The following is a 22,918-nucleotide window of genomic DNA, read 5'->3' on the forward strand; positions in this document are numbered from 1 at the left end:
TATGTCAAATCCTAGCATTGAGTTAACTATTGAAGGCCATGTAGCTATTTTAACTATGTCGAATCCGCCAGCGAATACCTGGACGAAAGACACCTTAGTGGCGCTTAAAGACACAGTTAATCAGCTCAACACTAATAAAAATATTTATGCATTAGTACTGACTGGTGAAGGCGAGAAGTTTTTTAGCGCCGGTGCCGACCTAAATGTATTTGCCAGTGGCGACAAAGGTGTCGCTGCAGATATGTCATGTGTATTTGGTGAAGCGTTTGAAGCGCTAACTAATTTTAGAGGCGTGTCGGTTGCAGCCATTAATGGCTATGCAATGGGGGGCGGGCTTGAAGTAGCGCTTGCTTGTGATATTCGTATTGCCGAAGAGCAAGCACAAATGGCATTGCCTGAAGCAAAAGTGGGTTTATTACCCTGCGCTGGTGGAACGCAAAACTTAGCATGGCTAGTGGGTGAAGGCTGGGCAAAACGCATGATTTTATGCGGTGAACACTTAAAAGCCGATAAAGCCCTACAAATTGGCTTAGTGGAAGAAGTAGTTGCACAAGGTGAAAGCTTTGCTGCAGCACTAAAACTGGCAAATCAAGTGTCAGAGCAAAGCCCATCGTCGGTTGCTGCATGTAAAACATTGATTCAAAAAGGGCGTCATCAACCTATGGCAAATGCATTGCCACTGGAACGTGAACTGTTTGTTGGTTTATTTGATACCGAAGATCAGCAAGAGGGCGTGAACGCCTTTTTAGAAAAACGCAAAGCTAATTGGGTGAATGGCTAATGACTGAATTAACCCGTTTAAATTCAGCTGATGCTGCCGTGGTATTTGAAACGGCAACCACATACAATGGCCGACTCATTGGTTTTGCTACGCTTAACGCGCCTAAGTCATTAAACGCGTTAAATTTTGAGATGATCAGCTTACTCGAGCCGCAACTACAGCAATGGGACAAAGACGATAACATTGCATTAGTGGTTCTTAAAGGTGCTGGTGAAAAAGCATTTTGTGCCGGTGGCGATGTAGTGAGCTTACACAAAGCAATGAGTGAGGGTAAACCGAGCTCACTGGTTGAAGAGTTTTTTACTCAAGAGTATCAGCTCGATTACCTAATTCATTGCTACAACAAACCCATTTTAGTCTGGGGTAACGGTATTGTAATGGGCGGCGGTTTAGGTTTAATGGCCGGTGCCAGTCATCGTGTTGTTACCGAAACATCACGCATTGCCATGCCAGAGCAAACCATTGGGCTTTACCCTGATGTAGGTGGCAGTTATTTTTTACATAAAATGCCCGCCCATGTTGGTTTGTTTTTAGGGCTTACCTCGGCATCTATAAATTGTGAAGACGCTAAGCTTGTATCGCTTGCCGATCACTTTATAAATGCCGATAAATACCCAGAGCTTGTTGAAACGTTACTCAATACTAAATGGGGTAAAACAGCAAGTTTAAACCACGACAAGCTTAGTAACTTGCTTATTGAGTTAGATAACAACTCTAGCCGTATGCCTAAAGGCAATTTAAAAGCCAACTTATCGCTAATTCAAAAGTTAGGCGAGTTTGACACGTTACAGCAGCAGGTAGATTACATTTTAAACCTAACCACAGATGACAAATGGCTACAACGTGCACAAAAATCGTTGGCACATGGTTGTCCATTAAGTTGTGCTTTAGTGAGTGAGCAGCTTAAACACAGCAAAGGCAAAAACTTAGCTGAGTGTTTTAAAATGGAATTGGGCATGTCGGTTCGTGCTGGTGAAGTGGGCGAGTTTCAAGAAGGTGTACGTGCCTTACTAATCGATAAAGACGGTACGCCACAGTGGCAGTTTAAAACCTTAGCTAATGTGCCAAGCGAAGTAGTAGAGAGCTTTTTTGCAAATCGCTTTGGCGAGCAACATCCGCTAGAGCCGTACTTTTCACAACTAAATTTACAAGGGTAAAGCGATGAGTAAACTTAATATAGGATTTATTGGTTTAGGAAACATGGGCGGCCCAATGGCAGCAAACTTAGTTAAAGCAGGCCACAGTGTGCGCGTTTTTGACTTAAGTGCAGAGGCCGTTAAAGAGCTTGTGAATCATGGGGCTAATGCGGCGCAAAGTGCCAGTGATTGTGCGCACGAGGCTGATGTGCTAATTAGCATGCTACCGGCAAGCAAACATGTTAAATCACTTTATTTAGGCACAGACGAGCAATCGGGTTTAATTAAAGTACTGAGTAAAAGTACCTTAGTGATTGATTGTTCAACCATAGATGCACAATCGGCTCGTGATGTAGGCCATGCCCTTGGCGAGCAAGGCATTGCGTTTGTTGATGCACCTGTATCGGGTGGTGTAGCAGGGGCAACGGCAGGCACGCTTACGTTTATCGTTGGTGGTGAGCAAACTGCATTCGATAAAGCCAATACTGTATTAGTCGATATGGGTAAAAATATCTTCCATGCTGGTGATATTGGTGCAGGGCAAGTTGCTAAAATATGTAACAATATGCTGTTGAGTATTTTAATGGCAGGCACCAGTGAAGCCATTCAAATGGGCATTAATAACGGTCTCGACGCAAAAGTACTCAGCGATATAATGAGCGCAAGCTCGGGTCGTAATTGGACGTTAGAACTTTATAATCCCTGCCCAGGTGTTATGGATACCGCTCCTGCAAGTAATAATTATAAACCTGGCTTTATGGTCGATTTAATGGCTAAAGACTTAGGCCTTGCTATGGAAGCGGCGCAACAAAGTAATTCACTAACGCCAATGGGCTCAATGGCTAAAAATTTATACACTATGATGCAGCACCAAGGTGCAGGCAGTGATGATTTTAGTGCCATTTTTAAATTGTTTTCGAAGTAGGAAAGTATCGTGGAAATAAAAAATAATACCGTAGTTATTACCGGTGGCGCACAAGGCTTAGGTTTTGCAATGGCGCAAAAGTTTGCCTTAATGGGCGCTAATATTGCCTTAATTGATATGGCACAAGCCCAGTTAAATGAAGCAACCGAGCAACTATCTGCATTAGCAGGCGTAACAGGCACTATTAAAGGCTACAGCGCTAATGTAACCGTTGAGAGCGAAGTTGAAGACGTATTTAATACCATTAACAGTGACTTTGGTCACATTGGGGTATTAATTAATAACGCCGGCATTTTACGCGATGGCATGTTTATAAAAGCCAAAGACGGCAAAGTGGTAAAAAAAATGTCGCTTGATCAATTTCAATCAGTGATTGACGTTAACCTAACAGGTGTATTTTTAGCAGGGCGCGAAGCTGCAAGCCACATGATTGAATCAGGCAAAGGTGGCGTAATTGTAAACATGTCGAGTGTAGCGCGTGCAGGTAATATTGGCCAAACTAACTATGCCGCCTCAAAAGCGGGGGTTGTGGCACTAACCACTACATGGGCTAAAGAACTTGGTCGTTTTCGTATTCGCGTTGGCGCCATTGCCCCAGGTGTTATTAGCACCGCAATGACCGATGTAATGAAGCCAGAAGCTAAACAGCGCATGCTTGCTGTAACACCAGTAGGGCGCTTAGGTGAAACCGCTGAAATAGCCCATACTGCTCAGTATATTATCGAAAACGACTTTTTCACTGGCCGTGTAGTAGAGATAGACGGCGGCATACGTTTATAACTGTGTTAGATCTAACTTAATTATTGAAAGCACAGCTCTTTGAGCTGTGCTTTTTAGTTTTAAATCCACCATTATATTTTAATCATGGTTAGAAACAGAGATTTCATAAACGATATTCAACTTAAAAAATAATGCTGTATATATAGACAGTGTGTGGTGTTTTGTCCAATAACATTATTAAAAGTCGTTTTGGTGTATTTTAACAACGATAATATTATAACTTGCGTAATAACTTGTTAACATTGAAGTTATTTAGTGGAATTATTGAGCAATGTAATATACGCCGTTTTGGGGTGTTATAACCCCCCAAAGTGGTGTTTAATAAGCTGTTAGCTAGCAAGGAAATGTATGTTTGAAGTATTAGGCACTATGATTCAAAAATTACTGGAATCTATAATCATAATTACCATTTCGGTAATAACAGCGTTTATTTTAGTTACCACCCATATAAAGAATAATTTTGATGAAATAAAGTCTGTTAATTCAAAGGTGAGTGAGTTAACGAATAAAATTGATACATTAGAGAGCAAACTAAAATTATACACTGATGGTGTAGAAGATCTTGTTGGTATTCAAAAAATTGATTATACAAAGCAATTACAAAAACTGACTCAAGTAGCAGAAAATAATTCACAACTTGTTGAGGATTTAAACAAATTAGTAATCAAAGACCCTGAAAAAGTTTTAGCGTTAAAGCAATTGAATATGGAAGTTATATCACTTAAAGAGTCAGTGAGTGAACTTAAAGTTGGCGTAGATAAAAACGACGATAGAATACACAATAACCTTTCAACTATTTTGAATTTCGCATTAGCATTACTTGCTATTGCAGTTGGTGCCAAAATTATCCTTGGTTGGCCAAGGCATGGTGGAAATGCTAGCTAACAAGGTAATTAAACGGAAAATTTACAGTTGGCTGTTTTTCGTGCCTCAAACATCATAGCCAACTATAATTTTCCGCTTATGTAAGCGTTATGCGTATAAGGAATTACTGTGTCTTTCGATAATATTATATTTTTGTTTAGAGCTTGTCTCATTGTATGGATTATTTCTTATCTATTAAGGCCTTTTTTACCAGATAAATACAATGAAGTTGTATTAGAGATTGGGCATAGGTTTCTTCTGTTATTAATTTCCATACCAACTGTAGTTAGAAATACGTGGGTTTGTAGTTCTTCAATTATGTACTACTTAGGCATGTTTTCGATATTAGGTTTGTTTTTAATTGGTTTGTTTATGTTTCTTTATACATTGCTTTTACAATTTGGTATTCAGTACTCTGAATTTGAACCTATTTATAAAGTGCTTGTTATCGTTGCTGAAAATAAAGCTGCATGGGCAGGAGCTACAATTGTAATAGCAACTACTGTCGCAGTCGGTCACATGTGGAACTTACGTATTAATTCAGCAAAATTTGATGAAGAAATGAAAAAATTTAAAAGAGAAGAACAAGAAGCATTTGAAAACAAGAGAAACAAAACATTAAGTAAAAAAGAGTTTAACTCTATATATCCAGGCTAATACGCATAACAAGTTACTCAAACGGACGCTGCTGCTAACAGTTTGCTCGGTTTCGTTTCGTTACACATTTTAGCAAACTATTATCAGTCTTTTAAATGGGCGTTAGAGTTTTATCAAATGAAAGTAGTACGCTGGGCGATTCTTCTCCTAATTTCCTCAATTATTTATTTATATTTTTTTGGTGTTGAACCTGACAGAAAAGTAATTTTAGATCGAGAAAATGATATTACAGAAATCACTTTGATTAATAAAAATTTTGAAAACAATCGTTATTACCCAAACACTAGTTTAGGTTATTTGAGGTGGCTTAATTTTGAAAAAATAAATTTCAAAGGGGAGCAGTTTCATCAAATAGGTTCGGGTGCTTCTTTAATACAACCAATAGAAAAAACGTCAAAATTTGTAGTAGAAAATACCATTGAGAGTAGAGATATTTATAACCGTAAGTATAACTTTCAAAGAACTTATATTAAAAACCAAGTTTCAGGCGACATTTTAGCTTATAAAGAATGGAAGTGTTCAAATAGCAACTGCGATATATCTTCTGATAACTCGAAAGGCTGGCAAGGTCAATATGGCGCTCTATTCGTTAGGGAAGTTCTAAATCCAACATTACCTATTAAGGGCGCGGTAGGAGTTATACCTTACCCAAAAACAGCTTATACCTATTTACCTATAAAAAATAAAATTTTAAAAATAGAAAAAGTGCGAAAAAACCTATTTAATTGTCCTGATAGCTTTTCTATTTTAGCAAGAAAAGATATACCTGCTAGAGTTTTAAGTTTTAACAGAAAAATGTTTTTACCTGCTCATAATATTAAACAGGTACATTGTTTAAATGAAGAGGTTTTTGTTATTTCTAATACATTCCCTCAAAATATATTCTTAGATTGGATCTCGTATTCTGGAACCTTATTAGGCCAATTTAAAATTAATTTTAGTGGTATTGATTCATCTGACTATATATTTGTAAATGCAATAAATAGAAATAGTGAAGCAATACATTTAAGTGTAATGTATTTTAACCAATCGCCGAGACAGCAAGAAAAAATGAAGACATATATTGGATATGACGTTTTAATTAATATTAATGCATCTCAAAGGTGGCACTAAAAAGCTTTAACACATATGAGCTTAAACTCTGTCAATAGGTGTATTAGTGTGATTACCAAGGAAACGTGACGGTCTAACTACCAAGCGATTTTACGCAGACAAATAACACGCAGTTATCGGGTTTATCTCAAATTAAGTATTGTTTTTTTTAAATTCTCCCATATATAGTTAGCTTTATGTGAAAAATAAAATGGAATTTTATGAATGTAAGTTTGCGTGAGGTTACGAAAGACAATTGGCTTGATGTTATTCATCTAGAGATTACTAAAGAGCAAGAAGATTACGTAGCGTTAAATTCAGAGTCTATTGCTGAATCCAGTTTTTACCCTCATTATGTTAATCGTGCAATTTATCTTGACGATATAGTCGTCGGTTTTATGCAATATTATCAGGAGCTTGAAGAAGGGCTACCGGATGAGTTTTATATTGCCCAGTTCATGGTTGATGTTAAACATCAAGGACAAGGTATTGGGAAAATCGCTACAGATCTGGTAATTAATGAAATGAAAGCAATTCCAGAGTGTAAGAAAATCACCATACTCTATATGCCTGGTCATCATGCAATGCGCAAGTTCTATTCACAGTTTGGTTTTGAAGTGACCGAAGAAGATGATGAAGACGGTGTTGTAATGGAGCTAGATGTTTAATAATCCAAACGGCCTTCAGGCCGTTTGTTTTTTAACTGAGATTTCTCTCAATTGAAGCTCAGTGGTATTCATATTTCCCCTCAGCAAGATATTGCGAACGCCGCTAGCGTGGATTTCGACGTTTTTTCAGACTTGAGTAGCCGTGACACCTCAGATTGGCCTAAATGTGGGTTAGTCACTATAACCCTAATGACGCGCCAGTAAGGGCAAAGATTTTTTGAGTCGTGCGCATTGGTTTTTTCGGTATGCTGATTTTAAGTTTTGTGCAGTCATTTAGCTTTCGTGTCGGCTACGAAAATGTTGTAATTTACTTGTCTTTAGGTTTGGTAGTAGTCGGTCTATTCCTGCCTATATACAGAGCAGAGTGTATTTTTGGTTATGTGTTTGGCTCAATAGTTTTTTCTGGATCAATAATACCTCTCGTAGGTATATTGTTAATAGCGGGGATTCCATGGTTTTCTACGTATGTATAAAGTCATTAGTTTTTCGAGTTTTTAGGGCGCAACCGCAGTAGTCTAGCTTAACAATCCGCGTCATTCAGGGCCTTCGGGCCGGAATGACGCTCTTAAGTTCGCGCGCATGTGCGGAGCGCTATACACAAGGATGAGCAGTGGCATTTAAATCTACGATTTTATTTCTTTTTATATTTATGATTTCTGGTTGTGCTTCACGAAGTGCAGAAGAGATCGGGGGTAATTTCACTTCTGGCTCTGACTTTACTTAGCATGACTAAGAAAGTTCTTGGATCGATAATTTTTTACCCTAAATAAAAGCCACTCAGACACTTGTAATCCCCTTCAAAACGCCGACTAAAAATATCAAACACTTCTTTATATGTTGCGTAAGAGTACAGTAATTGATTGAACCAAAATAGGAACTCAGCTATGGTTTGTTTATAAATAAAAACAAATAAAAAACGAGTTAATCTACAGGCTCGTTGGTCCCACAAGAGGAAGACATGCGTATTAAATTTATATTTATATTGATAACTTTATTTTCGAGCGTATCAAGTGCGCAAGACTTTTTTGTTAAGGAAGTGAGGTTCAAAAACATTGTTGCCAATCTCTATCTTCCTAATACCTCAGAAAAAGTTCCTGTGGTTATTGCAATCGGTGGTTCTGAGGGAGGAATCAGCACAGGTGATGCCAATGGTAAAATGATTGCACCACATGGGATCGCTGTATTAGGGCTCGCCTACTTTAAAGAAAAAGGGATTGCTCAGACACTAGATCAAATACCCTTAGAATATTTTTTAAGTGCAATTGATTATCTTGAGACTGTTTCTTCAATAGATTCGTCAAAAATTGGTTTTATTGGTGGTTCTAGGGGAGCTGAATTAGCGCTTTTATTAGCATCGATGGAACCACGCATCAAATCTGTTGTAGCGACAACTCCAAGCAAAGTAGCTTGGTACGGAATGACTACAGCAAGGTCAGCGTGGACATTTAACGGAAAAGATATTCCTGCTTTAAGCTTGGAACTTGATGAAAAGGCTCCTTTACTTAATCGATTTGAAGTTGCTTTAGAAAATAAAAACAATGTAGCAAACTCATTATTCTCTTTCGAAAAAATAAATGGTCCAATATTGCTGATTTCAGCAAAAAACGATCAAGTTTGGCCTTCATTTCAAATGTCGAACGAGATAGAGGAATACCTTAAAAAACATAATTTCAAACATTCCGTCACACACAACGCATATCCGACAGGTCATGGTTTTAGTCAAGAGACAGCGCCTGAAATAAAACAGTCAATAATTGACCATTTCATGCGTACTTTATAGTGCTAACATATATGAACCTTAACCGAGTCAATGGACTAGTTTTTTTACCGTTTTCATAAATTGACGTTTAATTCTAAATCAAAAAACAATTCGTTTGCTTCGTCTGTTAAGTAGGTAGCTTACAGCAAATTATGGATTCATGTTACTGTAAAAGTTCATTGAGCTGTCTCCTATAAGGTTGGTTACCCTTTCATCGTAGTTGAATAATCGCGATGCAGGGGAGGAGGCTTAATGAGAATCAAGCCATTACAACAGGACAAAAAATTGTTGGCTTTTCTCCTTCGTCACTTATTTAAATCAACTAAATTTGCCTATTATTTGGGCGTGATGGATTAGTTTAGTCTTTAACATAATAGGTTACAAAATGTATGAATTTTTAGTTGGCTTGGAAGTTTCGGACAATGGCGCGTATTCAGACTATCGAGCGGCTATGGCACCCATTCTTAGTGCTTTTGGTGGCGGTTTCGGTTTTGATTTTGTAGTTTCGGAGGTTCTTCTTTCAAAAGTTGATACTCCTATTAATCGAGTTTTTACAATTCATTTCCCAAATAAAACCATCTCAGAACACTTCTTTTCCGATCCTGAATATTTAAAAGTAAAAGCTCAATTCTTTGACGTGTCTGTATCTCACGTAACAATCATTGCGGGCTATGAAAAAGACTCTCAAAATATCATCTAAAAAAATATTCTTACTTTGTATTTAAACCTTTATAACAGTTTTTGCGACTAAGTTTTAAAGCAAATAATAAAGGTTTTGTATGAACTACTTAAAGCAAGTTTTAAATATAGCATTATTGGTATTAGTTAGTTTTGCGGGTATTAAGCCCGTGCAAGCTACTAACTTACCTTTTGAACAAATAATCACACCTCAACAAGCAAAGCGAGATATTGCGCAGTGGTCACAATGGCTGCACAGTACACACCCTGATTTAAAACACAGTGTGGCCGACATTGATGCTTTTTACTTGCAACTGAATACTATAACCGCAGCTATTACCGATGAACTTAGCGTGCGGGAATTATGGGCCCGTTTAGCGGTATTAAATTCAACATTGGCTGATGGGCATTTAAAAGTAGGGCATGCTTCTACGTCGCAATGGCGTAAATGGGTCAATAGTGGCGTGGGGCTTTTTCCATTTGAAGTTGCGATTGTAAACCAGCAACTTTATATAAAATCTAACACAGGCGGTACCAAGAGTGGCTATGCTGAGCAACAAATAAAGGCGATTAATGGCGTGCCATATGAGCAAGTCGTAGCTCAGTTATTACGCCGCACACATGGTGATACTGATGAATTTAGACAAGAAGTATTAGCACGTCAATTTCATCGTTTATTATATTTAACGTTTGGTTACTCAGAACAATTTAGCATTACCTTAGCAGATGAAGAGCTCACGCTAGCTGCGAGCAAAACTTTGCCACAAAGCATGGTTGAACGCTCATTTGTAGATACTTTTAATGTTGAGTACACAGGTGAGACGGCAACCCTTACAGTTAATTCATTTTCATGGCCTGATTTTAAGCAATACCTTGCCTTTATGGACGCCACTTTTACTCAGCTAACAGAAAAAAACATAAAGCACCTAATAATTGATATCAGTAATAATGGCGGTGGCGATGATGACTTTTGGATGGCAGGAATTATGCGTTATATAACGGATGTACCATATCGTCACTTTTCCCATTATCGCTCTAAGGTGTTGTTAAAGTATCGTGATCCAGGCCAAATAGTAGGTGAAATTGAGTCTGGTGAAAACACTCGTTTTATACAGCCAGAACCTGATCTTGCTAATTTTTTTACCGGGGATGTTGCTGTAAAAATAGGGGCTTACACTTATTCTTCAGCAATTGTGTTTGCTAACACCCTACAAGATTTTTCAATTGCGCCATTGGTTGGCGAAGACACAACAGGAAGAAGCACTCAAACTGGGGGGATCCAGTTTTTAAACTTAATACATAGTAATTTGCAGATGGTCAGCCCGCGCTTTATTTTGACAAGGCCAAATGGTGAGCTGCAAATGACTGGCGTTAAAGTTTCTTCGTTGTGACGCTTAAACACCGAGAACTGATATTAGCATTTTGTTCGTTCACTAAAGTGGCTGTCGCTTTAAAACATTGCTTAGTATAAAAATCTAAGCAATTGTCTTTAATGCGTATTTTGCTAAACTATAAGCGCTGATACTCGAGTATAAATGTATAACTAACTTCGAGCCATATATTTACCTTTGAATATTTTTATTTATAAAAGGTATTCTATCTAAACTATTACAATTAAGGAAAACGCGTTCCAATGTTTAGGAAAAACATTCGTTGCAGCTTACACATTTTATCATTAAGCACATTATTACTTACCAGCCTACTACCACAGGTAAAGGCCGATGAAATAGATGACTTTTTACTAGAGAAAATGCGCACAGCTAATATTCCAGGATTACAACTGGCAATCGTGAAAGACAATAGGCTGATAAAAAAAGCCAGTTACGGCCTGTCGAACTTACAAGACCAGGTCACGGTACAAAACTATACCCCTTTTCCTATTTTTTCGATGACTAAAGCTTTTACTGGCGTTGCAATTATGCAACTTGCCGCTGAAAACAAGTTATCGGTTAACGATCCGATTTCAAAGCATTTAGATGATTTGCCTAAAGCATGGCAACCGCTAACTATCCGTCAGCTGCTAAGCCATACTTCTGGTTTACCTAAAATATTAAATGGTCATTGGGTTGATTTAATTTCCAATGGTCAGCCAGATCCTGCGTGGCAAGAAGTACTTACTTTACCAATGCGTTATGAAACCAATAGCCGCTTTGAGTACAACCAAACAGGTTACATTTTGTTAGGTAAAATTATTGATAAGTTATCGGGTCAGCCTTTTTCTAATTATATTCAGAAAAATCAGTTGGCTAAACTAGATATGCCCATAACTTTGGCTGCAGGTTTTGCTCATACTGAATCTATTGTCCCTAATCAAGCTCGTCCTTACGTTACTGGCAATCAAGGAAAGCTAAAAACGGTACAAATAACTTTCGACCCATTCTTTAGAACTGCGGCGGGTATGAGTGCTACCGCAACTGAGCTTGCTAATTACGCGATAGCGCTTCAACAACGAAAACTCCTTGATGAGAAGTACCTTAAAGAAATGTGGTCACCAACGCGTTTAAAGAGTGGTCAAACTGCAGGTTTTAGCAATTTAGAAAATGGTTACGCTCTAGGTTGGCAAACAATTGGACGAGAGCAGCATCCAGCAGTAAGTGCCAGTGGTGGTGATGCTAATTCAATGGTGATTTATCCAAAAGATAACTTAACCATCATTGTATTAACTAATAAGCTAGGAAGCTTGCCAATATTCTTTATTGATGAAATTGCTGGCTTTTATTACCCTGAGATGAAAGCTGAAAATGGTTGGGGGTTGTCACAAGACTTATTCAAACTTTTCCAAGGGATTAAAAAACAGGGCTTTAATCAAGCCATCACTTTAGCGGATGAGATGAAAGTAAGTGCAGCGTTTGATGTGCAAGAAATTAATCTTTTGGGCTATCGCTATGTGGCTAAAAATGAACTAGCAAAGGCATTAGAGATATTTAAGCTAAATGTTCATTTGTTTCCTGACAATGCAAATGCTTATGATAGTTTAGGTGAAACCTATGCTGCACTTGGAAATAAACCAGAAGCGATAGCTAATTACGAAAAAGTACTCGCATTTTTGCCGAATAATCAACATGCCCTTAAGCAGCTGGCTCGGTTGAACCAATAACCTAACAAAGCGTAGACAATAAATAAAATCGCGCTAAGGCAACTACCATACTTCGCGCGCTTTTAAAAACTATGCTGGTCGAACTATATGCGGTAAATCTTTACTTCAGACATCAAAAGCCCAATCTGTAAAAGTATTAGTTACTCAAAGCCAGACGACCTCATTGTTCTTATATTTACTGCTGTATATTACTTTTAAACACATTGATTTATTAAAACGGTAACTTTAGGTTGCCGTTTTTTATTCCTACTATTTAAGTTTATTTTAAGCTTATTCAATTAATACTCAAATTCAAGAACCTTTAAACCATGCATCTGATTTACTGACTCATTTTATGTTTCAGATCATTAAACAGAGAATGATTAAAGGTTAGCCTGAAAACATGTACTTATACCCATAAGTGAGCTTTTAACTTTAATGCGTTTATTAGGAGGTATTATGAATTTTAAAAATACAGATACTCATTACAATACACTCTCTGTTGCTTTGCATTGGTTGATGTTTATTTTAATTGTTACTGTGTACGGTAGTATTGAACTACGTGAATTATTCGAAAAGGGCACTGAAACACGTGATGCCTTTAAAATGTGGCATTTTATGTTGGGTTTATCGGTTTTAGCTTTAGTTAGTGTGAGGGTAGTTGCGCGTTTAGTGGGTGGTGCAGCACCTGCCATACACCCTGAGCCTGCAAAATGGCAAAATAAATTAGCTATATTTGTTCATATTGCGCTGTATGTGTTTATGTTTGCTATGCCTATAGCTGGTTGGCTAATTTTGAGTTTAGCAGGTAAACCCATCCCGTTTTTTGGTTTAGAATTACCTGCTTTGGCTGCTCAAAACAATGAGCTTGCTAAAAGTATTAAAGAGATACATGAAACCGCAGGGGAAGTGGGGTATTACGTAATAGGTTTACATGCGGCTGCGGCTTTGTTTCATCATTATGTTTTAACTGATAATACGGTATCGCGAATGCGTTTACCTAAATAATAAAACTTAACAGTAAAAAGAGAGACAGAGTCTCCCTTTTTAATGTTTAATACGCTTAAATCCAATTCTAAACCCACCCCAATGTTTACCATTTACATATAATTGGCACCGATAGATCATGCAATATCTCGCCGGTATCGCGCTTATAGGTTTGTAATTAAAAGCTCTCTGCATGGCTACCGCAGTGAATGCCTGTGGGGTCATTAAAAATTTGTTTAGTGCGATTATTATATATGGCCCTGCATTTGTTTTTCACTTTATTTTTAGCCTCTTAATGTGGCGTTGCGTCAAAGATAGCCTGTAAATCTCATTGAGAAATTTTCAATACAAGAACATATATGTGAGTATGAAAATCTTTAAAAAACATGGTGCCACAGGGTTAATTTCAAAATAGAAACTAGTCGTTCTAAGCTTATACGAGACCATGTCGTGTCAAGGACGTTGCTGAGGCTCTTAATCCTTTTTTATAACAAAAGGATTAACGTTTATTTACAATAATAGTGCATAGATTCTTATAAAAAGAGAAAAGCTAATGTATTATCTTGCGTCCAAAATTTAGAATCGGTACAAGCATGCCCATTAAAATTAAGTTATTACTTTCATTTTTGCTTTTAGGTTTACTCCCAGCAGGTATTATTTCTGTATTATCTTTATATATATCTGCACAAGGATTAGAGAAACAAACGTATAACCAGCTTTCATCAATAAGCCATATAAAAAGCAAGCAACTTTACGATTATTTCAAAGGTACAGAAACAGATTTAAACTTATTAACAAAAAATTGGGAAAGCCAATCAAAGCATAACTCTGATCTCTCAATATCAGAGCTTGCAACAGTAAATCATACATGGTTTGATGGGTTTATAACGGATAAAGGTTATTATGACTTATTTGTTATTAGCCCAGCGGGCTTTATAGATTACACCTTCGCAAAAGAAGCCGATTATTTAACCAGCCTTACAACAGGACCCTATCAAACTTCGGGTTTAGCCACTCTTTTTAAAAAAATAATGATAACTCGTTCATTTGAAGTGGTTGATTTTTCGAAGTATGCACCGAGTAACGACGAGCCAGCCGCATTTATTGGTCAACCAATAATTATTGATGATGAAATTGTTGGAGTAATCGCATTACAATTATCAATTAATGCAATTAATAATATTATGCAAACTCGTGATGGGATGGGAGAAACCGGTGAATCATATCTAGTAGGTGACGATTTACTGATGCGCTCTGATTCATACTTAGATCCAGAAGGTCACTCGGTTATTGCAAGTTTTGCTGGTAATGTAAAAGATAATGGCGTGGATACTGTTGCAGTTCAAAAAGCACTTCAGGGGTACACTAACACTGAAATTATAATTGATTATAACGGTAATCCAGTGTTATCAGCCTACAAACCTTTTAAATTTGAACAATTAAACTGGGTTTTACTTGCAGAAATCGATGAGGCCGAAGCGTTTGCCCCTATTTATTTTCTATACTGGGTTATAAGCCTTATTGCATTGCTTTCTTTGGTTGTTGTAATTATTGCAGCTTTAGGAATTACTCATTCTATAATTAAACCTCTAGGCGGTGAGCCTGCGCAAATGCAGACGATCAGCAAACGTATCGCAAATGGTGATCTTAGTCAGGAGTTTAGTTCTGATACACCTAAGATTGGTGTATACGGAGCTATGGCAAAAATGAATACCTATTTGCATCAAACAATAAGCACAATATCTCAAGTAACTGACAGGCTTGCATCTACAGCTGCGCAAACGAGCGCGGCCAGTACACAATCAAATGCCAGCTTACAAGAGCAACATGCGAGCATCGAACATGTTGCGACTGCCATAGCGCAAACAAATTCCTCTATCGAAGAGGTCTCCGAAAGTGCTCGTGCAGTAGCCGACTTAAGTGTTAGAGCAAGAGAAACATCACACTCTGCGGATGTTGATTTACAGAAAACTATCGTAAAAATGCACTCACTTGACAATACCATCACTAATGCTGAATTAGTTATTAAACGTGTAGAAGATAATGCACAAAATATTAATAAAGTACTTGAGGTCATTCGTTCTGTTGCTGAGCAAACAAATCTTTTAGCACTCAATGCTGCAATTGAAGCTGCTAGGGCAGGAGAACATGGTCGAGGTTTTGCAGTTGTTGCGGATGAAGTGAGACAACTTGCTAAAAAAACACAAAACTCAACAGCCGATATAGAGCATATGATTGAGCTATTACAAGCGGGCACACAACAAGCTGTTACCGGAATGCATAAATCAATTGATGAAACAAAATCAACGATTACCACAGCGAATCAAAGCGCAGAATTATTAAAAAATAGTGTTGACCAAATAGATTATATAGCCCGCCGAGCTGAAATTATTGCAACAGCAGCTCATGAACAAAGTAGCATGTCTGAAGAAATAGCACACAGTATCGATTCAATTAAACAAGCAGCTATCGATAATGCAGCGGGTGCTGATCAGGTATCTGCTGCGAGTATGGAGCTAGATCAGCTCAGTAAACAGCTACAAAAAATAACTAATGGTTTCAGGTTACGGTAGAAACATCGCATTGTAACTAAAGAAAACATCCATCTTTAATTATGTGCTTTCAATGGTAAAATTACATTTTTATTATTGTGGATAATGAACTGTGTATATCATTGCAATTGAAGCCAATGGGGTCTGTAGTCAAATGGATAAAATCTTGTCTGCAGACATTTTATAAAATCATTTAGCGTTAGTTGAATTGTTTTTTGTAAAAATATGGTCTTTGTTAGTCATTAAAGATTTAAAGGGCACACAATGAACTTAACATATGCAAATAACGCAATTACCTTTCTACTTGCACTTAGTTTTATACTACTTGGTGTATCGTTTGCGCTCGGTGCAAATCCAAACACACTAATAGCGACATTTAGCTTTTACGAGCTTGATAGCGTATTAAATACTAATACGCTAGGTCTACTAAGTGGTACAGCCATGATTATGTTAGTGGTAGTAACCCTATTGGCACACTTTAAATTAATACAGCCAACCTCAGCATTTATGCTAGCGCTTGTTGTTAGCATTGTGCCTTTACTAACCTTATTAGCAAGTAATCGCTGGATGACTCAGTTAGGGGGCTTTCCTATTATTGGTAGTGGGCAGGGAATAATTAAATACTTTGCTGTAGTGCCTTTATACTTATTTTTATTTTATAAAAATAAGATGAGCGACAAACAGCATGTCCTTTTAAACTTTATTCCTTTGGCTATGGTTTTGCTATGGATTGGCGGTATGAAATTTTACGATTTTGAAGCTAAGGCCATTGTAGGCTTAGTCGAAACCTCGCCTTTTATGTCTTGGTTATATAGTTTATTTAGCGTACAAGGTGCGTCGAACGTGATTGGTGGGTTTGATGTATTATTTGCGCTACTACTAGGCGCTGGTATTTTATTAAATAATAAAAAACTAATTATAGTTAGTGGTTTAGCATGCTTGAGCGTTTTTTTAATGACCCAAACGTTTTTACTGTCTGCCCCTAACGCATTTAGCTCAAGTACGCTGTTGGCGCGGTTAGGGCAATTTGTAATTAAAGATTTATGGTATGTGGGAAATTTAATTGTTATTGCCACTTTAATGCTCTCTAAACCAGCTAAACACAGTTAAAGCAATATGCTTTGTTGCTACCAATACAAAATTATTAAATAAAATAATGTGTATAAATAAGCACGTTATTCATACACGAAAAAGCGCCAAAACAGTAAACCATTTTGGCGCTTTTAATTATCAATTTATACTGATTAGTTAGCTAATAACCATTCGCTTAGTAAACGTACACCAAAACCTGTACCACCTGGTGAAAGCTCATCTTTGCCTTTTTTCACTAATGCATTACCAGCGATATCGATATGTACCCAACGGGTTTCGCCAGCAAAATGCTCTAAGAAAGAAGCGGCTGTGGTTGCACCAGGGCCACCTGAGCCCACATTTGTTATATCGGCAATGTCAGATTTCAACATATCTTTATAACCTAACGGTAAACGCCATAGGTTTTCGTTTACTTGTTTACCTGCAAGGGTAAGTTGCGATACTAGCGTGTTATCATCAGAGAATACCGCTGCGTATTCATTACCAACAGCACGAATTTTAGAACCCGTTAAGGTTGCAACATCAATCATGATCTCTGGCTTGTAGTGCTCACGTGCATACCACATTGCATCACTTAGAACTAAACGACCTTCAGCATCGGTATTTAAAATTTCTACACTTAAGCCTTCAGCGGTGCGAACAACATCGCCAGGAGCTACAGCAAACTGCGATACCATATTAGCTGCCATGCCCATAACGGCTACCACGTTTTTATCGGCTTTAGCTAACGCCATTGCTTTTACAGTACCAAGTACTGCAGCAGCACCAGCCATGTCTGATTTCATACGTGCAATAGACGCACCGGTTTTAATACTGTAACCACCTGAGTCGAACGTAATACCTTTACCAACAAGGGCAATAGGGGCATCGTCAGAGCCTTTATAATGAGCAACCACTAAACGTGCACCTTGCTGGCTACCTCTACCTACAGCTTCTAATGCGCCCATGCCTAGCTCTTTTAGCTCTTTAGGCTCTAACACTTTGATAGTAACACCTAACGACGCTAATTCTTTTGCTGCATTGGCAAAATCAACCGGCGTCATTTCTGTAGCCACTTCTGATGTTAAATCGCGTGCTAAAAATACACCTGCTTGAATACTCTCTAATTGGCTGTAAAGCTTGCGAGTTTGCTTGGTGTTATCAACATCAAACGTATAGCTAACTGTTTCAGTGCTTGGTTCTTTTTTGTAGTTTTCAAAACGGTGATCGCGTAGGTTTGCACCGTGGGCAAAATTAGCAGCAAGTGCTGCGTTGTCGTTTGCACCCGTAACATCATCAAAAATAACACTGGCAGTGCCCGCTTTAGCTTTAACTAGGCGAGCATGAATATTACCGCCTAACTTAGCCGCTTTTGCTTTATTTAATTCGTCTGCTTTACCTGTACCTACAACCAAAATACGGCTGTAGTTACTTTTACTAGGCGCGACAAGTTGCGCGACTTTAGCGTAATCGCCAGTGAAGTTTTCTATATCGATAACACGTTGTAATTGGCCATCGAATTGTTTATCAAGTGTTTTAAATTGGCTGTTGCTGCCATCTTGGCTATAAAATACAACCAGCGTATTTGCGTCGCTGTCTACTTTTGTAGAAAAATTAAAGTCTGCTGCTTGTGCATTAATACACATACCCAGTGCAAGCGCGATTGAAGAGGCTTTTATAATACGTTTCATTTTTTAACCTAAGAATAATTTAAAGGGGTGTTTTACCCTATTTAGACTGTTATGGGTAAGTAGGATACGGTGAAACCGCAAATATCAGCGATATACGTCAAAATCATTAGTAAATAATATAAATTTGACTAATGGAAGTGACCTTAAAGGTTTAATAAAAATAACGGTCGCGTTACTATCAAACATAAAGGCATTACGCAGCTTTAAACCACCAACCTAGAGAATCTGCATTGAAAGCAAAAGAAATTCGCAACTTTTATATTAACGAAGAACAGTCTGTTTATTTGTTATCGCACCGTGATGCCAAAAAGCATCGCCAATGGCTTAACATTTGTATTAAACAGCTAACACTACTTGGCTATAAAAATGTTGAAATGATTGGTTCTGGTGCGTTTGGATTTGTATTTGCGGGTGATGATGAACATGGCCTGCCTTGGGTGTTTAAATTTTCAAGAATAACGCTGGCACAAAGTGTGCGAGATCGCCTTGAAGACGAAGCGTATATGCTGTCTCAAATTGATAATCCGCTAATACCAAAATTTTATGGCTTTGAGCGAATTAAAAAACAGGGCATTTTGATGATGGCTCGTGCAATAGGTGAAGATCTTGAAAAAGTATCACTTAAGCAAGGGCGGCTATCTGCCGCAAAAATAATGAACTTAGCGGTTAAATTAAGAAACGTGTTGCTTGATTTACGCCATCATAAAAATGGATTAAGCCCACAACCTATTGTGCATGGCGATATTAAACCCTCTAACTTGGTTTGGGATGAAAATGCCAAGCAGCTTTCATTGGTTGATTGGGGTAGTTCGGTATATGCCCAAGTAGATGAACAAGGCAACCCAATTGCCAGTAATTTTATGGATTTAATGTCGGGTGATTTAAGCACCACTAACGCGCGAATGGGTGATGTGTATTTTATTGGTGATGCGCAAATGTCTGGCGAAAAGTCATCCCCCCGTTTTGATGAGCAGGGGGTTGCATCAACTTTGTATGCACTTGCATCGGCTCAGTCTTGTCGATTTGGTGCTCAGGCTATTCCGGCCAGTAGTTTAATGCTCCCTAAAGAGCTGGCGAATGTAATTGACGGCATGCTTTCAAAAGAGCGTAGTGTAAGGGATAAAGCCGGCGACTATTTTATGCGTAACATAGAAACTATGGCAAAAGCATTTTTACCAGAGCTACCAAAGCAAGACACTAAAGCACGCATTCCTTTTTGGTTTAGCCAAGATCCTGAGCCCGAAACCGTTGTATATAGTTCCCGAAAACAGTTTTTACGCCAAGCCGACCATAAACAGCAATTACTCGATGTAAACGATGCCCAGTTAGATAGGTATTATAAAGAATTTTTATTTGATACCGGAGATACCGAAAAAGCGTTTTTAGCCTCAATTAGTCGCTTAGCGAAATACCCAGTAGTAGGGGGGCTGAGTTTTCATTGGAAAGATGATTCTTTGTATGTTGAGTCATCACTTATTATGCACGATGAAGCTTTAGCAACCGCATTTACCGATGCGGTAAATAATACTGTAATGCTGGCACAAGCGATTAGTCAAAAGGGCTTATTTAAGTGTTGTTTATTTGATGCCCGTAAAACGATTCAGCTAGAGCGCGATGGTACCGGTGCGTTCAAATTTAACCAGTTACCTGAGCTTGACTATGAAGTGGTTAATGTAAAAGCCAGCGAGGTAACCCGTCCGCACTCATATTTTGAAGATGGTAAAGATCCCGATGAACAACTGCAACTGCCTAAAAAGGTGATTAAATGTGTATTTGAGCTAAACCAGATACATCATACGGGTTGTATTATTTTTGAAGCACTACCAGATAGGATGAAAATTCACCATTACTATCGATTACTCGATGCTAGTAAAGAAGTTGAATTTAAACGTTTGCTAAATAAACTCATGCAGTACGCGGTTAATATAACTGATGTTGGGGTCGCTGGTTTTATGAAGTTGCCGTATAAAAATACTCGCGAGTTTAGTTTATGCGAGCAGCAACCCAGCAATTATTATCCTAAAAATCCAAAACAACTACTTAATTAATAAGTCACTCGCTGAGGCTGGTGGCTTAACAATAGAAAAAATAGAAAGTTAAATGGCAAAATCTAAACCACAAATTACATTAGAAAGTTACGGTATATATTCCAACTGGGACAAAGCCAGTAAATCGTTACCACAAATCACGCAATTCACCACAAAGGTAACCGCGTGTATTGATGTGGAATTTGGCCTAATAGTAAATATCAAAAAAGCCAAAGGCGAAAAGCTACATTATTGTATTTATCACCCTGGTATTATAGATGCCGATGGCGAAGTGATGCAGCCTTTTGAGGGGAATGTATATGTTAAAGATAACGATTGGTCGTTTTATTTAGGCGACACCGTGTGGGAGCCTATAGAAGATAAAATAGGTAACTGGCGTATGACCTTATCATTAGCAGGAAAAGTCATTGCGGATAAAACATTTAATCTAACTAATGAACAGACCAAAACAGAAGATGATTTTTGGAAACACCGAGGCTATTAATTTCCTCAATAAACAAAAAAAGCTAACAATAAAGTTAGCTCTTTTATGAAATTAGCTTAGTTACCCCAAGGGTTACTTGAATTTGAACGTTGTTTACGAGTACGGGCACGTTGCTTGGCTGCTTTTTTCTCTTGAATACGCTTAGCATCAGAAAAGCTTAACTCGCATGGTTCACCTGGTTTATCGCCTTCAGGGATAATACGGTCGCGTGGAGGCAGTTCGTATTGTACGTCATCTGGGCGTGGTAAGTTTTTTAGGCGGTACAAATAGAAATTATCTACTTTTTGTTGTGCCCACTCGGTTTTACGTAAAAATTTAACTGCTGACTTAATGTCAGGATTATTTTTAAAGCAGTTGAGTTGTAAGTAGGCATGCAGGAGTTCCCACCCATACTGCTCAACCAGTTCTTCAACCACTTGCTCTAATTTAACGCCTTGCAGTGGGTTATTACTGAAAAGTTCTTGGTTGCTCATAGGTGTTCTCTCGTTATTAAAAATACGGCCAGTATTATAAATTTAATAACGAGAGTTTAATAGCAAAAAAGCTTAACTTTGACAATTAACCACAACACGACCACGAATTTGGCCCTGCATGAGCTGTTCAGCATTCTCAATAACCTGATCAAGTGTGATTTCGGTCGAAATTTTATCTAAGTAATCGCTACTAACTAGGGATGCTAAACGATCCCATGCTTCAACACGATCCGCTTTAGGACGCATTACGCTATCAATACCCATCAAAGAAATACCACGTAAAATAAATGGCGCCACAGACGCTGGCAAATCCATACCTTGTGCAAGCCCACAAGCTGTTACTACGCCACCGTATTTAAGTGAGGCACAAATATTAGCAAGTGTGTGACTACCTACCGAATCAATGGCAGCAGCAAAGCGTTCTTTTTGCAGTGGCTTACCAGAGTTTGAAAACTCATTCCTATCAATTACATTAGTTGCACCTAATGATTTTAAATAGTCAGCTTGTTGCATGCGACCTGTTGCTGCGGTTACTTGATAACCTAGCTGGCTTAGTAAATAAATAGCAAAACTGCCAACGCCACCATTGGCACCGGTGACTAACACTTCACCTGAATCAGGGGTGATCCCTTGTTTTTCAAGGGCAATCACGCTCAACATTGCTGTGTAACCCGCGGTGCCAATTTGCATAGCTTGTTTAGCTGATAAGTTAGCGGGTAGGGGAATTAACCAATTGCTGCTAAGAGCCGCTTTTTGGGCTAGGCCACCCCAGTGTTTTTCGCCAACACCAAAGCCATTTAAAATAACCTTATCGCCAGCTTTAAATTCCTCACTGTCGCTGTTAGTAACTGTACCCACTAAATCAATGCCAGGTACCATAGGAAAGCTGCGAACTACAGGACCTTTGCCAGTAATGGCTAAGCCATCTTTGTAATTTAGGGTACTGTACAGTACGTCAATTAATACATTTTCGTTAGGTAGATCGTCACTGTTTATGCTGCTTAAATTGGCACTGTAGTTGTCGTCTTGCTTATCTATAACAATAGCTTTAATAGGATTGTTCATTAGATTTCCTTTTAGACCGATCGTCTTTAAATTGATAATAAAAAATGCATTAACAAGGGTCTGATGACCTTTGCAGATTAACATTTGTTCAAACTAGGGGCGGTTTAATTGCGGCGCGAGGTTTGTAACCT

At 38.2% G+C, this 22,918-nt stretch carries 20 protein-coding genes and 1 pseudogene; 17 read left to right on the forward strand and 4 right to left on the reverse strand.

Annotated features, from left to right (window positions below):
• Position 1: 1 nt before the first annotated feature.
• The 13 genes from CWB76_RS15340 (at position 2) to CWB76_RS15405 (ending at position 13,424) form a co-directional block, all read left to right on the forward strand.
• The gene (locus tag CWB76_RS15340; protein WP_138608797.1) at positions 2-781 is read left to right on the forward strand and encodes an enoyl-CoA hydratase; all 780 of its coding nucleotides are present in this window, start codon (positions 2-4) and stop codon (positions 779-781) included.
• Entirely contained in the window at positions 781-1,938 is a 1,158-nt protein-coding gene (locus tag CWB76_RS15345; RefSeq protein ID WP_138608799.1) for an enoyl-CoA hydratase/isomerase family protein, read from the forward strand. Before CWB76_RS15340 ends, CWB76_RS15345 begins: the two co-directional genes overlap by 1 nt.
• A gap of 4 nt (positions 1,939-1,942) precedes the next feature.
• Entirely contained in the window at positions 1,943-2,842 is a 900-nt protein-coding gene (gene mmsB, locus CWB76_RS15350) for a 3-hydroxyisobutyrate dehydrogenase (protein ID WP_138608801.1), read from the forward strand.
• A 9-nt stretch (positions 2,843-2,851) separates the two neighbouring features.
• A complete protein-coding gene (locus tag CWB76_RS15355; RefSeq protein ID WP_138608803.1) occupies positions 2,852-3,622 on the forward strand; it encodes an SDR family oxidoreductase in 771 nt (256 codons plus the stop codon).
• A gap of 348 nt (positions 3,623-3,970) precedes the next feature.
• Positions 3,971-4,507, forward strand: a complete 537-nt coding sequence (locus tag CWB76_RS15365; protein WP_138608805.1) for a hypothetical protein — start codon at positions 3,971-3,973, stop codon at positions 4,505-4,507.
• A 108-nt stretch (positions 4,508-4,615) separates the two neighbouring features.
• Entirely contained in the window at positions 4,616-5,143 is a 528-nt protein-coding gene (locus CWB76_RS15370) for a hypothetical protein (protein ID WP_138608808.1), read from the forward strand.
• 117 nt (positions 5,144-5,260) lie between these two features.
• The gene (locus CWB76_RS15375; protein ID WP_138608810.1) at positions 5,261-6,256 is read left to right on the forward strand and encodes a hypothetical protein; all 996 of its coding nucleotides are present in this window, start codon (positions 5,261-5,263) and stop codon (positions 6,254-6,256) included.
• A gap of 200 nt (positions 6,257-6,456) precedes the next feature.
• A complete protein-coding gene (locus CWB76_RS15380; RefSeq protein WP_138608812.1) occupies positions 6,457-6,903 on the forward strand; it encodes a GNAT family N-acetyltransferase in 447 nt (148 codons plus the stop codon).
• Between the two features lie 958 nt (positions 6,904-7,861).
• Positions 7,862-8,683, forward strand: coding sequence for an alpha/beta hydrolase family protein (locus tag CWB76_RS15385; protein ID WP_138608814.1), 822 nt, complete (start codon positions 7,862-7,864; stop codon positions 8,681-8,683).
• Between the two features lie 364 nt (positions 8,684-9,047).
• On the forward strand, positions 9,048-9,362 hold the full coding sequence (locus CWB76_RS15390; RefSeq protein WP_138608816.1) for a DUF1330 domain-containing protein: 315 nt from the start codon (positions 9,048-9,050) through the stop codon (positions 9,360-9,362).
• A 79-nt stretch (positions 9,363-9,441) separates the two neighbouring features.
• Positions 9,442-10,731, forward strand: coding sequence for a S41 family peptidase (locus CWB76_RS15395; RefSeq protein ID WP_138608818.1), 1,290 nt, complete (start codon positions 9,442-9,444; stop codon positions 10,729-10,731).
• 242 nt (positions 10,732-10,973) lie between these two features.
• Positions 10,974-12,437 carry a serine hydrolase domain-containing protein gene (locus CWB76_RS15400; protein WP_138608820.1) on the forward strand — a complete coding sequence of 488 codons (1,464 nt, stop codon included), beginning with the start codon at positions 10,974-10,976 and terminating at the stop codon, positions 12,435-12,437.
• Between the two features lie 438 nt (positions 12,438-12,875).
• The gene (locus CWB76_RS15405; RefSeq protein WP_138608822.1) at positions 12,876-13,424 is read left to right on the forward strand and encodes a cytochrome b; all 549 of its coding nucleotides are present in this window, start codon (positions 12,876-12,878) and stop codon (positions 13,422-13,424) included.
• 39 nt (positions 13,425-13,463) lie between these two features.
• Here the strand turns inward: CWB76_RS15405 and CWB76_RS20160 are convergent.
• A pseudogene (locus CWB76_RS20160) lies at positions 13,464-13,653 on the reverse strand (methyl-accepting chemotaxis protein); the annotation flags it as partial.
• A 343-nt stretch (positions 13,654-13,996) separates the two neighbouring features.
• Between CWB76_RS20160 and CWB76_RS15415 the strand changes: the two are divergent.
• On the forward strand, positions 13,997-15,976 hold the full coding sequence (locus tag CWB76_RS15415; protein WP_138608823.1) for a methyl-accepting chemotaxis protein: 1,980 nt from the start codon (positions 13,997-13,999) through the stop codon (positions 15,974-15,976).
• 243 nt (positions 15,977-16,219) lie between these two features.
• Positions 16,220-17,065: a DUF417 family protein gene (locus CWB76_RS15420; RefSeq protein WP_138608825.1), complete on the forward strand. Its 846-nt coding sequence runs from the start codon at positions 16,220-16,222 to the stop codon at positions 17,063-17,065.
• A gap of 134 nt (positions 17,066-17,199) precedes the next feature.
• Here the strand turns inward: CWB76_RS15420 and CWB76_RS15425 are convergent, their stop codons facing one another.
• Positions 17,200-18,717: a leucyl aminopeptidase gene (locus tag CWB76_RS15425; RefSeq protein ID WP_138608827.1), complete on the reverse strand. Its 1,518-nt coding sequence runs from the start codon at positions 18,715-18,717 to the stop codon at positions 17,200-17,202.
• A gap of 230 nt (positions 18,718-18,947) precedes the next feature.
• Here CWB76_RS15425 and CWB76_RS15430 point away from each other — a divergent pair, with 230 nt between their 5' ends.
• Both CWB76_RS15430 and CWB76_RS15435 read left to right on the forward strand, forming a co-directional pair.
• Positions 18,948-20,765 (forward strand): protein kinase domain-containing protein, encoded by a 1,818-nt coding sequence (locus CWB76_RS15430; protein ID WP_076919534.1) that lies wholly within the window; start codon positions 18,948-18,950, stop codon positions 20,763-20,765.
• A gap of 52 nt (positions 20,766-20,817) precedes the next feature.
• Positions 20,818-21,249 (forward strand): DUF3859 domain-containing protein, encoded by a 432-nt coding sequence (locus CWB76_RS15435; RefSeq protein ID WP_010389971.1) that lies wholly within the window; start codon positions 20,818-20,820, stop codon positions 21,247-21,249.
• A gap of 56 nt (positions 21,250-21,305) precedes the next feature.
• On the opposite strand, the gene CWB76_RS15440 is transcribed toward CWB76_RS15435, so the two are convergent.
• Both CWB76_RS15440 and acuI read right to left on the reverse strand, forming a co-directional pair.
• Entirely contained in the window at positions 21,306-21,722 is a 417-nt protein-coding gene (locus tag CWB76_RS15440) for a VF530 family protein (protein WP_008114664.1), read from the reverse strand.
• Positions 21,723-21,794: 72 nt separating this feature from the next.
• A complete protein-coding gene (gene acuI, locus CWB76_RS15445) occupies positions 21,795-22,787 on the reverse strand; it encodes an acrylyl-CoA reductase (NADPH) (RefSeq protein ID WP_138608829.1) in 993 nt (330 codons plus the stop codon).
• Between the last annotated feature and the right edge of the window lie 131 nt (positions 22,788-22,918).

The organism is Pseudoalteromonas sp. S1609, assembly GCF_005887255.1.
GTDB lineage: Bacteria > Pseudomonadota > Gammaproteobacteria > Enterobacterales > Alteromonadaceae > Pseudoalteromonas.